The following is a 12,701-nucleotide window of genomic DNA, read 5'->3' as shown; positions in this document are numbered from 1 at the left end:
CCGCAGGGGGCGTGGCGGCGCGGCCGCGCACGCCCCCCCGCCTACTTCTCCAGGGAGGGCGACGGCAGGGACTGCAGGGCGAGCGAGGGCTCGTCGACGATCCGGATGCCGCGCTCGTCCAGCGCCTTCTTCACCCGCCAGCGCAGCTCCCGCTCCGCCGCCAGGTTCTTCTCGGGCATGGTCTTGACCGAGACGCGCAGCACCATGGAGTCGAGCGTCACCTCGTCCAGGCCGAGCACCTGCACGGGCTCCCACAGGATCTCGTCCCAGGGGCGTTCCTTGCTCATCTCCTGGCCCACCGCGACGACCACGGCCCGGACCTCCTCCAGGTCCTCCTCGGCGCGTACCCGCACGTCCAGGGCGGCCATGGACCAGCCCTGACTGAGGTTGCCGATGCGCTTGATCTCGCCGTTGCGGATGTACCAGATCTCGCCCGCGTCCCCGCGCAGCTGCGTCACCCGCAGTCCGATCTCCAGGACGACGCCGGAGGCCTCTCCGGCGTCCACCCGGTCGCCGACCCCGTACTGGTCCTCCAGCAGCATGAACATCCCCGCCAGGACGTCCGTCACCAGGTTGCGGGCGCCGAAACCCAGTGCTACGCCCGCGACACCGGCGCTGGCCAGCAGCGGCGCGGGGTTGATGCCCAGCCCGGAGAGCACCGTCAGGGCCGCGGTACCCATGATCACGAAGGAGGCGACGGAGCGCAGGATGGAGCCGATCGCCTGGGACCGCTGCTTGCGCCGCTCGCCGCTCACCAGCAGCCCGCGCAGCGCCTTGCCGCTGTCGCTGATCTCGGACCTGCGGTTCATCCGGGTTATCAGCTGGGTGATCGCGCGCCGGACCAGGTAGCGCAGCACCACCGCGATGACGCAGACGAACACGATGCGCACCCCGGAGGCGAGCCACTCCGACCAGTGCTCCTGGACCCAGCCGGCCGCCTCTCCCGCACTGTCCTGGGCGTCCTCCAGGGACTTCGGCGGCTGGGGGCCGTCCGGCGGGGGCGATGCGCTGAGCAGCCAGTACACAGGTCGACCTTCCGTGCGTGTCACCTCAACAAGGCACCCGTACGAATGCCGGCACCACACTAACGGCGCAGGGACTTCACATTCGGTGCCACCGAGCAGTATGGGGCCAGGCGTTCGGGCGGGGAGGCCGTTCCGGCCGCAAGGCGGCCGGTGTGGTCCAAAACACGCACATCTCCTTTCCCGGTCGTGGTGGCGGAGTGACCAGGGCACGGGACACACTGAGGGGAGATCGTCCCGGCGCGAGCCACGCGCCGCCGACGTACAAGGAGGCACCGTGCCGCATGTCCTGGTCCTCAACGCGTCGTACGAGCCGCTCGGCGTCGTACCGCTCCGCCGCGCGCTCGTACTCGTCCTCAACGGGAAGGCGATCAGCCTCGAGGACTCCGGCGCCCTGATGCACAGCGCCACCCACGTCATACCCGCCCCCAGCGTCGTCCGTCTCAAGCGGTTCGTGAGGGTGCCCTTTCGCGGCAGCGTCCCCCTCACCCGCCGTGCGCTGTTCGCCAGGGACGGCGGCCGCTGCGCCTACTGCGGTGGCATCGCAACCAGCGTCGACCACGTCATCCCCCGCAGCAGGGGAGGGGCGCACGCCTGGGAGAACGTCGTGGCGGCCTGCCGCCGCTGCAACCATGTGAAAGCCGACCGCCAGGTCGCCGAGCTGGGCTGGCGGTTGCGCCATCAACCGGCCCCGCCCTCCGGCCTCGCCTGGCGCATCATCGGCACGGGGCACAGGGACCCACGGTGGCTCCCCTACCTCCAGCCGTACGGCGCGGATGACGATCTCGCCCGGATCGACGGCAGATCCACTGCCTGAGACCCGGGCTTTGTCGTGCCGCCCCCGCCCCGCGGGGTGCGGCCTTCGTACGTCGGCAGACGTCCCGAGGGGGTGCCGCCCGCGGCGCCCCCTGGCTCCCGGGAGCTACCCCTCGTCGCCGTCCCGCCGGGCGTGCTTGGCCCGGCCCGCGGAATCCACGGCGTAGACCTCCATCGACCACAGCGAGATCCCGAAGCGCGTCGCCCGCTTGTCGCCCACCACCCGGACGAAGCGGGTGTCCTTGGGGGAGTCCATCCGGACCGCATCCTTGCCGCCCTCGCCGTCCCGCACCGTGGCGGCGGTGCGCCAGTGCTTGCCGTCGGGGGAGACCTGGATCCGGTAGCGCGCCGCATAGGCGTCCTGCCAGCGCAGGACGACCTGTCCCACGCGGGCGCGTTCGGCCAGTTCCACCTGCACCCACGCGCCGTCCTCGGCGGGGGAGGACCAGCGGGTGCCGCGCTTGCCGTCCGCGACCGCGGCGGCCGGGAAGTCCTTCGTCTCGTCCCCGGAGGAGGCCGCGCGGGCCCCGCGGGCCAGATCCGGCCCGGAGGTGCGCGGATAGGCCCGTACGGTGAGCGTGCGGCGCTCCCCGCCGAAGGAGACCGGGATGCGGTAACTGCCCGTTCCGACCGAGCTGTCGGCGCTGATCCGCAGCGGCACGTCCACCGTGCCGCCCCGCCGCACGGTGGTGCGGGACGGGGTGCGCACGGTGAAGCCCTTGGGGGCGTGCACAGTGACCTTGTCCCGCACGTCGGTCGGCCGGTTGCCGGTCAGCCGCGCCGTGACGCGGGTGGTGCCGCCGCCGATCGCCGCGTCCACGGTGCTGCGCGGCAGCGACAGGGAGGCTTCGGGGGTGTCGGCGTACCAGGGGGTGATCTCGTGGACGACCGGCGGCTTCGCGTCCTGGCTCCACACCAGCCGCACCGCGTCGGCCCTCGCGTCGTGCCCCCCGGTGGCCAGATGCGTCCAGCCGGTCCGGGAGAGCGCCCCCAGCCGCTGCCAGCCCTCGCCGGGGACATGTGCCTCGACGGTGCCCCGGGTGCCCGAGTCCGGGCCGGTCAGCACGGTGACGGCGCGCAGCGGGCGGGCCTCGGGCAGCCGCATCGTCAGCGCTTCCCGCGCCGGACGGCCGCCGTCCGCGCCGTTCTCGTCGTCGGCGCCCGATCCGGCCGCGGCGGCCGGCGGGACGAGCATGGGCGGCTGCTCGGGTGTGAAGGTGGCCGTGGCCGGGGGTACCGCAGCGTGGTAGGAGGTACTCGGATCGCCGTCGGCGGCGGCGGAGAGCGGGTGGTCGGGAGCGCCCTCCGGGCTGCCGCTCACCCTCGGCCGGGATCCGCTGCCGCCGGTGCCGCGCTCGTCGCCCTTGCCGGTCCGTGCGGAGCCGGACTTCCCCTTCGATCCGGGCCGGCCGCCGCTCCAGTTCTCGGACTGCTTCAGTGCCCTGTCCGTGAAGTCCGCGAGCACGCCCTTGCCGACGGTGACCTTGCTGCCGCGGCTCTCGGCGCGCAGCCGCCGCACCTCCAACTGCGCCTTCCAGGCCGCGGCTCCGTCGCCGCCGAGCTGTGCGACCAGCATGTCGACCGACCGCTCGCCTGCGGCGCCGAGCCGCGAGAGCTGCGTGAGCCACGGCTTCACCTCCCGGCCGAGCCCCTCGGGCACCTTCGAGGGCGCCGTGCGCATGGTCGTGAAGGCGTCGCGGAGTTCTTCGGCGGCCCGGTCCAGCCCGGAGCCCGGTCCGTTCTCGTACTCCCGCCAGAAGTTCTCCAGCAGCGGCCGCACATAGGCGGACTCGTCGCTGCCGAGCATCGAGGAGGCGTCGTTGCCCGCCAGCGCGTGCACCGCGGCGCGGGCGTCGGCGGAGCTGCCGCGGCCGCCCGCCAGCTCGTCCACCGCGGCCCGCCAGGACTCCTTGGGACGGTAGCCGCGCGGGTTCCAGGCGTAGTCCGCAGCCGTGAACAGCGGGATGCGGGAGGCCAGCGGCTGCTTCATCGCGTTGGTCAGCAGCGCGGCCGAACCGGAGGCGACGGCGGGTTCGCGGCCCCGGTAGGGCCCCAGGAAGATCCGGTCCGAGGCGAAGTCGTTGACCGGGTAGTTGTCCATCGTCACCAGGCGGTGCCGCGGGAAGGCGTTGCGCGCGCGGGCGAGTTCGGCGCCGCTGATGGTGCGCGGCACCACCCCCACCCCGCTCCAGCCGATCTCCACGCGGTCGTCGAGCTTCCCGGCCAGCGCGGCCCGGTACTGGGTGCGGCCCTTCTGGTAGAACTCCGTCGGCACCACGGACAGCGGTGCGGCGTCCGGGTGGCGGGTGGCCAGATGGTCGGCCACGGCGTTGGCCAGCTCGGCCTGGGCACGGGCCGCGGCGGCGGGGCCGGAGCCGTAGGTGTCGGCGTCCTGGTCGCAGTGCCACTCGGTGTAGCTGACGTCCTCGAAGCGCAGTTGGAAGGCGCCCACGCCCAGCGCGCGCATGGCGTCCAGTTTGCGCAGCAGCGCCTTGCGGTCCTCGGGGGAGGAGAAGCACAGTCCCTGACCGGGTGAGACCGCCCAGCCGAGGGTGACGTGGTTGCGCTCGGCGCGGTCGGCCAGCTCGCGGAAGTCGGCGCGCTGTGCCGCCGGGTACGGGTCGCGCCAGCGGGGCGCCTGGCGGTAGGGGTCGTCCCCCGGCGCGTACAGGTAGCGGTTCTGTTTGGTGCGGCCCATGAAGTCCAGTTGCGACAGCCGCTCCTGCTGCGTCCAGGGTTGGCCGTAGAAGCCCTCTGTCGTGCCGCGCACCGAGGCGGTCGGCCAGTCGCGGACGGAGACGCCGGGGAAGCCGGGCCGGCCGTCCTGCTCGGTGGCGAGCTGCCGGAGCGTCTGCGCGGCGTGGAAGAGGCCCGCGCCGTCGGTTCCCTCCAGCGCCACGGTGTCGTGCCCGTCGGCCCGTCCTGCGGCCAGCCGGTAGCCGCCCGTCGGCAGGTCGCCGCGGGCGGGGGCGCGCAGAGCGCGCAGCGCCGCGCCCGCCGACCCGCTGCCCACCCGTACGACGAGGCCGCCGGAGGCGGCGGATCGGCCGCCGCTGCCCGCTTGCCGCTCGTGCAGCGTGCGCACCCCGGCCGCGCGCAGCGTGGCCCGCACGGTGCGCAAGGCGTGCGGGTCGGCGTCCTCGTCCGCGATCAGCGTGGCCGCGGTGGAGACGGGAACGAATCCGCCCTGTGCGCGCATCTTCTGCGGGCGGGGCCAGACCGGTGGCAGGCCGTCGCGGGTGCTCTCGTCGTCCCGGCTCCCGGCGGCCGGGCCGTCCGGTGCGGCCGGGGCGGCCGCCTGGGCGGCGGGTGCGCCGGTGAGCAGGCCGGAGACGACCGCCGCGGCGAGCGCGGCGGCGCTCATCCTGGCTCTGCCGCCCGGTGCCCCCTGGCGCGGGACGGTGCCCGTGCCGGACCCGGAGACCCTCGGGTCGTCCTGGCCGCGCGCTGTCCCCACCGCTTCCTCCCGATGTCCGACCGGAACCCCTCCGCCGAGCGGCCCGGGCCCGGCGCACGCGCGCCTGCCGTCCGTTCCGCTGCGGCCTCCGCCAGCACCATAGAGGCGAGTGCCGCGCCGCGCTCACCTCGGGAGGCGACAGATCTGCCACAAACCCTGTGCCGACGGATTCTACGGCCCGCCGGCCCGCCCGGCACCGGCTGCGTCCCCGGTCACCGCACCGGGCGAGGCCGGGGACCGCACCCGCGAGCAGGCCGCAAATCCTCGCCGGAGCGCCCGTTTTGTCCGACGGATCTCCTCCCTCGGGGAAATGTTGTCGCCGATTCGCCGCGGGAACGCGCGTGAGCTGGGACACGTTTCCTCTTCGGACACGTCTGCGCGCCCGTCTACTGGGTAGGGCGAGTCCTGACCATCCATTCGTCAACGAACGGAGGCCCCCGGTGGCCGCGTCCGCTGAACTCCTGATCTCCGCCCTGACTCCGCTTCCCCAACAGCGCGCACTCTCCAAACGAGGGCACGAGCCGGTAGACCTGTCCGGTGTGTCCGACCCCGACTCCGGACTCGACGGCTCGTGCATCTGCGGCTGCGCGGACGCTCCGCTCACCAGTGAGCCCCCGCTCGCCGACGTCGCCCCGCTGACCAGCGAGCCCCCGCTCGCGGAGGCGCCGCTGACCAGCGAACCCGCCGGGGTCGGATTCGGCACGGAGCCCGCAGAGATCTGATCGCGTGGCCCGCCGCGTCGCACGGAGCCCCGCTCTCCTGCCGGAGCGCACCGGACCGCCGGGTCCGGGTGCCCGGGAGGCGGCCGTCTCCGTGCTCGCGGCTCTGGGCGCCACCGCCCGCCGCCGCTCCGCCGCGCACCGGCCGTGCCGCACTGGAGCAGCACGCTCCGGCCGGTCGACGACACAGCCCCCGACCGCTGTGCCGCGCTCCGGCGTGCGCCCCGAGGTGCCCGCGCCTTGAACGGAACGCCCGCGTCTGGAACGTACCTCTCGTGAGCCCCCGCACCTCCGCCCGAACAGGGGGTCCGCCCGCAGGGGCACCCCGGCGCGCGACCCGCTCACCCGTCCGATATCTTGACTGTGTGAGCGACAAGGTCAAGAAGAACGCACTGCGCGCAGGCACGGTCACCGTCGGCGCGGCGCTGCTGCCGCTGCTGTCGTCCCCCGCCTTCGCGCTCACCCGCGACGACGGCGACCAGCCGGGCTCCGGCCTGAGCGTCCTCGACACCCTGGGGCTGTACGTCGCAGCGCCCCTCGTGCTCTTCCTGGTCATCGCCGGTCTGGTGACACTGAGCGAGAAGCGCGGCAAGGAGAACTGACTCCGCGGGAGCCCGGTCCGGCGCGCTGCGCCGCGCCCTATCGGCAGTCGAACTGCCGTGCTTTAGTACGAGGTTGTCCGGGTTCGGTGACAGCTTCGTCACACACGTTGGCACTCCGTCGGCTGTGGGGAATTGCCCACAACATGACGCACGATGTACCACTCCCGCCCCGTACCGGACTGCCCACCAGCGAAGAGCGGCTGCGCGCCGCGCTCCGGTACGCGCACGGCGGCGCCGAGCCGTTCGGGCCGCCCGGCCGCGCGATGATCACCGGTCTGGCCGCGCTCGCGCTGCACTGCTTCGCCACCGCACCCTCCCTGCTGGATCTCGACCGGATCGATGTGCTGGTCCCGGAGCTGGGCGAGCCCCTCGGGCCGGGTACCCGGGTGCCGCTCCCCGCAGGCTCTGCCTACACCTCCGCGCATCTGGTGCGGACCCGGATCGTGCCCGAACCGGAGGAGATCACCGGACTGCCGGTGGCCCCCGTGCCGCGGGCGCTGGCCGACGCGGTGGCCCAGTCGGCCGACGCCGACGAGGTGCGCGGTCTGCTGACCGAAGCGGTGCGCGGCGGGCACTGCGAACCGCAGCCGGTGGTGCGCGAACTCACCAGGGCCCGGCTGCTCGGCCTGCCGCACGTCGCCGACGCCGTGGAGAGTCTGCTGGCCGAGGGGCGGGCGCTGACCGAGGGCCTGCTGTACGGGATGGTCTTCGGGCAAGGACTGCCCGACCCGTGCTGGAACGTCGAACTGCGGGTGCCCGGCGGTCCGCACCTCGGTGCCGTCGACGCCTACTGGCCGGACCGGGCCGTCGCTGTGGAGATCGATGCGCGTTCCCCCCGGGCCGGTGCGGAGGCGGCCTGGGACGCCTGCACCCACAAGCGGGAGTCCCTGGAGCAGTTCGGGATCACCGTCGTCCACGTCACCCCGGAGAAGCTGCGCGAGAGCCCGGCCCAGCAGGCTGCCGTGGTCCGGACGGCGCTGATGGCCGCAGCGGAGCAGCCGCCCGCCGAGTACGTGGCGGTCCTGCCGCGCTGAGCCGCCGGGGTCAGTCGCAGTACTCGGCCTCGACCAGGTCGCGGGCGCCGTCCGACCAGTCGCCGTTGAGGTTGACGGCGATCGTGTGAGTGCCGTCCGGCGTGGTGTAGGCCGCCGTGCTGGAGCCGTGGATGGTGCCGTCGTGGCCCCAGACCGTGACCCCGCAGGAGAGGGTGCGCTCGGTCAGTCCCAGCCCGTAGCGTTCGGTCGCGTCCGCTCTGCGTGTCGTCCGCATCCGGGCCGTCTCCTGCGGCGGCAGCAGCCGGCCGGTGGCCAGGGCGCTGACGAAGCGCACCAGGTCGCCGGTCGAGGAGATCATCTCGCCGGACGCCCCGGCCAGCGAGGGGTTGAGCGCGGTGACGTCCCGGACGGGCGGGTCGGTGCCCGGTGCGAACAGTGTGGAGTACTCCTTGCCGTGCTGCCCCGGGATGCGCGTCGAGGTGCCGGGCAGCGAGGTGTCGCGCAGCTTCAGCGGGCGCAGCACCCGGCGTTCGATCTCCGTCGCGTAGGAGTGCCCGGTGGCGCGCTCGATGACCATCCCGGCCAGCAGGTAGTTGGTGTTGGAGTAGCTCCAGCCGGTGCCGGGGCGGAACAGCGGGGGGCGGGTCAGGGCGCGCCGCACCAGTTCCCCGGCGCTGTGCGTGCGCGTCCGCACGTCCGGGAAGCGCGGGCTGAAGTAGGCGGCGCGCAGGGCCGGATCCTCGGTGTAGTCGGGGATGCCGCTGGTGTGGCCGAGGAGTTGGCGCACCGTGACGGCCCGCTCCGGCCCGCCCACCGCCGCGCCGTACCGGCCCAGCCGCACGTCCGGCAGCCAGCGGCCCACCGGATCGTCGAGCCCGAGCGTGCCCTCCGCTTCCAGTTGCAGCAGCACCGTCGCCACGAACGGCTTGGTCAGGCTGCCGATCCGGAACCGGTCCCCGGCCAGCCGCGGGCGGCCGGTGGCGTAGTCGGCGGTGCCGGCGCTGCCGTTCCACACCCCGGCTCCGTCCGCCACCTGCGCCAGCACTCCCGGTGCGTCGTCCCGCGCCACCAGCGCCTCCATCGCCGCGCGGGTGCGGGTGTGCCCCAGGTCGGCGGCGGTGGAGGAGCTCACCATCAGCCCGAAGGCGGTCACGGTGGAGATCAGCCCGCTCAGGAGGCGCCGCGGCAGGTGCATGGACGGGGACTCTAGTGAGCCGGGCGGCTGGTGTGCCAGACGGCGAGGACGACCAGGACGCACCCGGCGAACTGGGTCGCGGTGGGGCGTTCACCGAGGAAGACGACACCGAGGACGAGCGCCAGCACCGGTTGCAGCAGCAGCAGCGCGGCGCTGGTCACCGGCGCCAGCCGGGCCAGCGCCGGCCCCATCAGCACGAGCGCCAGCACCTGTCCGAACAGCGACATCACCGTCAGCCAGCCCAGCGGGCCCCAGCCGGGCGCCGGGTCGATCCCCGTCCACAGCGCTCCCAGTACCCCGGAGGTGACACCGGCGGCCAGCGTGGAGACGCACACCGGGTGAAGAGTGTGCGCCCCGCCGCCGCCCAGCCGGGTCAGGAACAGGTATCCGGCGAACGCCACTCCGGCGCCGGCTCCGTAGAGCACCCCGGAGACCGGGCTGCTGCCGGGCTCGGGATGTCCGATGGCGCCGCTGGCCAGCGCGACGCCGAACAGCAGCACGGGCAGGGTGCGCCAGTAGCGTGCGCCGGGCCGGGTACGGGTGACGGCGAGCGCCAGCAGGGGGAAGACGGCGATCTGGATGTTGAGCAGCACGGTCGCGATGGACGAGCCCACGTCGTGGATGCTCTGTGCCCAGAAGACGAAGTCGACGCCCAGCAGTGCGCCCGCCAGCAGGTCGAACCGCTGGGCGCGGACCGGTCGGGGGCCCAGCCGCCGCCGTTCCAGCAGGGCGAGGGGCACCAGGGCGACCAGGGCCAGCGCGCAGCGCAGGAAGGCGGCGGTGCCGGCGTTGACCCCGGACAGCTTGACGAACATCGCGGAGGCGGAGATGCACGCCGAGGCCGCCACCGCCAGCGGCACCGGTGCGGCGTCGGCCAGTCGGCCGCGCGGTGCGGCCTGCTGCGCCCTCTCTTCGGTGCCGGTCATGGCCGTCACTCTGCCTGCCCTGACTGCCAAGGAAAAGCGACGATTCGTTGGCAGTATCGGTGAGCGTCGCTGATGAATCCTGCCCGCCCGCGTACCCGTCCCCGTAAGACCCCCGATCGCCCGACCGCCCGATGAGGTGCCCCCGTATGTTCAGCTCCGACCGGCTCCGCGCCCTCGACGCCGTCGCCGTGCACGGCTCCCTGGTACGCGCCGCGGCCGCCCTGCACATCACCCCCTCCGGCGTCTCCCAGCAACTGGCCAAGCTGGAGCGCGAGGCGGGCCACACCCTGCTGGAGCCGCAGGGCCGCGGCGTCCGACTCACCCACGCGGGCCGCGTGCTGGCCGACCACGCGGCCCGCGTCGTCGCGCAGCTCTCCGCCGCCGAGAGCGATCTGGCCGACCTCGGGGACGAGATCCTCGGGCCCCTCCGGCTCGGCGGCGTCGGCAGTTGTCTGCGCGCCCTGCTGCCGGGCGTGCTGGCCGCGCTCACCGAGGCGCACCCCCGGCTGCGGCCCACCGTGGTGGACGGCGAGGCCGTCGACATGGTGCCGCTGCTGCTCGCCGGTGAACTGGACCTGCTGCTGATCGAGAGCTGGCACAGCCGCCCCATGCCGCTGCCCGAGGGCGTGCGGGTCAAGCCGCTCGCCGTGGAGGAGGTCCAGGTGGCGCTCCCGGCCCGGCATCCGCTGGCCGGCCGGGAGGTGGTCGACCTGGCGGAGCTGGACGGTGTCGACTGGTCGAGCTGCCCGGTCGGCACCGAGCCCTACGAGGCGCTGGTCCAGGCGCTGCGGGCGCGCGGCGTCGAACCCCGGGTGCGCTACGCCGTCGGCGAGTACGCCACCCAGCTCGCGTTCGTGGCCCGCGGGCTGACCGCGGCGCTGGTGCCCGGCATGGGGCGGTGGCCCTGCCCGCCCGGGGTGTGCTTCGTGCCGGTCCAACCGGCGCTCCACCGCGAGGTGCGGGCGGCCTGGCGGGCGGGCGGCGACAGCCCCTCGGTCCGCGCCTGCCTGGCGGCGCTCACCGCCGAGGAGTGGGACGGGGAAGCGGTCGGCGCCGCCGCGGACTGAGCCGCACGGCGCGGGCGGTCCGCTGCGGCGCCGTGCCCGGCGGGCACGGCTCGCCCCGCGGGTCACGGCTTGCGGAGCAGTAGTTCGGTGTTGCGGTCCTCCTCGTCCCCCTCCAGCCCCCTGCGGGTGCCGGGAGCGTTGAAGGCGAGCTCCCGGTAGAGGGAGGCCAGCCCGGTCTGCGACAGGTCGGTGAAGTCCGTACGGTGCGGCGCGGCGGATTCGATGAGGGTGGTGAACAGGGAGAGGGTGCCGTCCTTGTTGTCCACCAGCTCCAGGGTGCGCGCCAGCTGTGGGAAGTCGATGTGCGAGGCCGTGCTGACCTCCCAGAACGTGTTGTGCGGGGTGATCCTGTTGCGGTGGCTGTGCCCGTTGACCCAGGCCACCACGTGGGGGGTGTCGCGCAGCAGTGCCAGCAGCTCCGTACCGCCCTCCGGGGTGGTGGTGCTGGTGTGGTGGCTGAAGACGAGCGCGTAGCTGTCGTCGTGTTCCGCCAGCTTGCGCTTCAGCCAGCGCAGCTGTGCCGCGCCCACCCGGCCCTTGTAGTGCCCGTCCCGCCGGGTGGTGTCCAGGCTGTAGCCCATCACGTCCTCGGATATCCGGAACGTGTAGTACAGCGTGCCGTCCTCGGCGTTGGCCTCCGTGTACCCGTGCTCGGCGGGACCGTGCCCCAGCGCGTGCGGCCCGGCGAGGGTGCGTACGTACTCGCGCGGGGTGACCGGGGCGCGCCGCGGGTCCGGGGTGACGACCCGCATCCGGCGGCGTTCGGTGCGCAGCAGTTCCTTGAACCGGGCACCCTCCGGGTCGAGGCCCTGGTCCACGGCCCGCCACAGCTGTGCCGCCCGGTCCCGGGACAGGGTCATCAGCTTCCGGTCGCCGACGGCGAAGTCGGCGAAGAAGCCGCGGGCGTCCGCCGCGGCGAAACAACCGCCCGGCAGGGCGTCGTGGTTGCCGACCGTGGCGTACCAGGGCAGCTTCAGACCCGGACTGGTCACCTGCCGGACAGCGGCCCGCAAGTAGCCGTCCAGCTTCGGGTAGCCGACGTTCTTGTCGCGGTCGCGCACGTCCGAGTCCGGCTGCCAGTAGTCCCGCAGCCCCGAGTCCTGCACGCCCTCGTAGAGCAGGGGTTCGCCGGTGTCGGGAGTGATCCGTCCGCCGCTCATCACCTGCACGAACCACTCCAGCTCGGCGCGCGAGTTGTTGTCGGTGTTGTCACCCGTGGTCACGACGCAGGAGAGCGCGGTGCCGGTGGCGGGCCCGCCGGACAGCGCGTTGACCCGCTCGACCAGCGAGACCGCTCCCGCGACCGACAGCGCCTCCTGCGGCCGCCACGCACTGGCGGTCTCGGCGCGCAGGTACTCGTAGCGCAACGGGTGCTGCACATCCACCAGGTGCAAGTCCGTGAACTGTACGAACGACGCCAGCGGTACGGCCTGGCCGGCCCGCTGCCGGCCGGCCGGTGCCAGCTCGGTGCGGACCGTCCGGCCCCAGCCGGGCCCGGTGACCAGCCGCTTGAACGGGCCGTCCCCGGAGGGCACGGCGCGGTGCGTGAGGGTGGTGGTGTTGCCGTGCGGCGCGTCCCCGGCGGCAGGGGCGGGTGCGGCGCGCAGCGGGCGTACCCGGGTGCGGGTGGCGGGTGCGGCGGAGCCGGCGGGTGCCGGTGCGGTCACCAGGGCGAGCGTTGCCGCGACCCCCGCGGAACCGGCCAGCCCGAGCATCCGGCGCCGCCCGGGGCGGTGGGAGGGCGGGTGGAGCCGGGCCGCCGCGGTGGCGCACTCGCCGGTGGGGACAATCCGGGCGGGGCCCGGGGAAGCGGGGGAGGCAGGGGGAGCAGAGGAAGCAGGGGAAGCAGGGGAAGAGGGAGCGGAGTCGGCGGGCCGGACACGGCTGCGACGGGGCATTCGG

General features: G+C 74.0%; 10 protein-coding genes. 5 read left to right on the top strand and 5 right to left on the bottom strand.

Annotated features, from left to right (window positions below; translation table 11 throughout):
- Positions 1 to 41: 41 nt before the first annotated feature.
- Entirely contained in the window at positions 42 to 1,025 is a 984-nt protein-coding gene (locus tag P2424_RS09885; RefSeq protein ID WP_276475394.1) for a mechanosensitive ion channel family protein, read from the bottom strand.
- Positions 1,026 to 1,299: 274 nt separating this feature from the next.
- On the opposite strand from P2424_RS09885, the gene P2424_RS09880 reads away from it, so the two are divergent.
- On the top strand, positions 1,300 to 1,839 hold the full coding sequence (locus tag P2424_RS09880) for an HNH endonuclease (protein ID WP_019358101.1): 540 nt from the start codon (positions 1,300 to 1,302) through the stop codon (positions 1,837 to 1,839).
- Positions 1,840 to 1,944: 105 nt separating this feature from the next.
- On the opposite strand, the gene P2424_RS09875 is transcribed toward P2424_RS09880, so the two are convergent.
- On the bottom strand, positions 1,945 to 5,202 hold the full coding sequence (locus P2424_RS09875; protein WP_276478902.1) for a beta-N-acetylglucosaminidase domain-containing protein: 3,258 nt from the start codon (positions 5,200 to 5,202) through the stop codon (positions 1,945 to 1,947).
- Between the two features lie 533 nt (positions 5,203 to 5,735).
- On the opposite strand from P2424_RS09875, the gene P2424_RS09870 reads away from it, so the two are divergent.
- The 3 genes from P2424_RS09870 to P2424_RS09860 all read left to right on the top strand — a co-directional run bounded on the left by P2424_RS09870 (position 5,736) and on the right by P2424_RS09860 (position 7,650).
- A complete protein-coding gene (locus P2424_RS09870) occupies positions 5,736 to 6,017 on the top strand; it encodes a hypothetical protein (RefSeq protein ID WP_075001366.1) in 282 nt (93 codons plus the stop codon).
- Between the two features lie 362 nt (positions 6,018 to 6,379).
- On the top strand, positions 6,380 to 6,616 hold the full coding sequence (locus P2424_RS09865) for a hypothetical protein (RefSeq protein ID WP_276475393.1): 237 nt from the start codon (positions 6,380 to 6,382) through the stop codon (positions 6,614 to 6,616).
- A 143-nt stretch (positions 6,617 to 6,759) separates the two neighbouring features.
- A complete protein-coding gene (locus P2424_RS09860; protein WP_276475392.1) occupies positions 6,760 to 7,650 on the top strand; it encodes a hypothetical protein in 891 nt (296 codons plus the stop codon).
- Positions 7,651 to 7,660: 10 nt separating this feature from the next.
- On the opposite strand, the gene P2424_RS09855 is transcribed toward P2424_RS09860, so the two are convergent.
- Together P2424_RS09855 and P2424_RS09850 are read right to left on the bottom strand one after the other, a co-directional pair.
- The gene (locus P2424_RS09855) at positions 7,661 to 8,806 is read right to left on the bottom strand and encodes a serine hydrolase domain-containing protein (protein WP_276475391.1); all 1,146 of its coding nucleotides are present in this window, start codon (positions 8,804 to 8,806) and stop codon (positions 7,661 to 7,663) included.
- 11 nt (positions 8,807 to 8,817) lie between these two features.
- Positions 8,818 to 9,732 (bottom strand): DMT family transporter, encoded by a 915-nt coding sequence (locus P2424_RS09850; protein ID WP_276475390.1) that lies wholly within the window; start codon positions 9,730 to 9,732, stop codon positions 8,818 to 8,820.
- Positions 9,733 to 9,878: 146 nt separating this feature from the next.
- Between P2424_RS09850 and P2424_RS09845 the strand changes: the two genes are divergently transcribed.
- Positions 9,879 to 10,799 carry a LysR family transcriptional regulator gene (locus P2424_RS09845; protein WP_276475389.1) on the top strand — a complete coding sequence of 307 codons (921 nt, stop codon included), beginning with the start codon at positions 9,879 to 9,881 and terminating at the stop codon, positions 10,797 to 10,799.
- Positions 10,800 to 10,861: 62 nt separating this feature from the next.
- On the opposite strand, the gene P2424_RS09840 is transcribed toward P2424_RS09845, so the two are convergent.
- Positions 10,862 to 12,514 carry a TIGR03767 family metallophosphoesterase gene (locus tag P2424_RS09840; protein ID WP_276475388.1) on the bottom strand — a complete coding sequence of 551 codons (1,653 nt, stop codon included), beginning with the start codon at positions 12,512 to 12,514 and terminating at the stop codon, positions 10,862 to 10,864.
- Positions 12,515 to 12,701 lie beyond the last annotated feature (187 nt).

Origin of the sequence: Streptomyces sp. WMMB303 (assembly GCF_029351045.1) — a bacterium.
GTDB lineage: Bacteria > Actinomycetota > Actinomycetes > Streptomycetales > Streptomycetaceae > Streptomyces.
The sequence above is the reverse complement of the archived record's forward strand: the minus strand, read 5'-3'. Positions and strand labels throughout refer to the sequence as shown.

Bases quoted from the DNA above. Each gene is read 5' to 3' on its own strand.
- P2424_RS09850 (WP_276475390.1), bottom strand. From the start codon at position 9,732: ATGACCGGCACCGAAGAGAGGGCGCAGCAGGCCGCACCGCGCGGCCGA.
- P2424_RS09860 (WP_276475392.1), top strand. From the start codon at position 6,760: ATGACGCACGATGTACCACTCCCGCCCCGTACCGGACTGCCCACCAGC.
- P2424_RS09845 (WP_276475389.1), top strand. From the start codon at position 9,879: ATGTTCAGCTCCGACCGGCTCCGCGCCCTCGACGCCGTCGCCGTGCAC.
- P2424_RS09875 (WP_276478902.1), bottom strand. From the start codon at position 5,202: ATGAGCGCCGCCGCGCTCGCCGCGGCGGTCGTCTCCGGCCTGCTCACC.
- P2424_RS09855 (WP_276475391.1), bottom strand. From the start codon at position 8,806: ATGCACCTGCCGCGGCGCCTCCTGAGCGGGCTGATCTCCACCGTGACC.
- P2424_RS09840 (WP_276475388.1), bottom strand. From the start codon at position 12,514: ATGCTCGGGCTGGCCGGTTCCGCGGGGGTCGCGGCAACGCTCGCCCTG.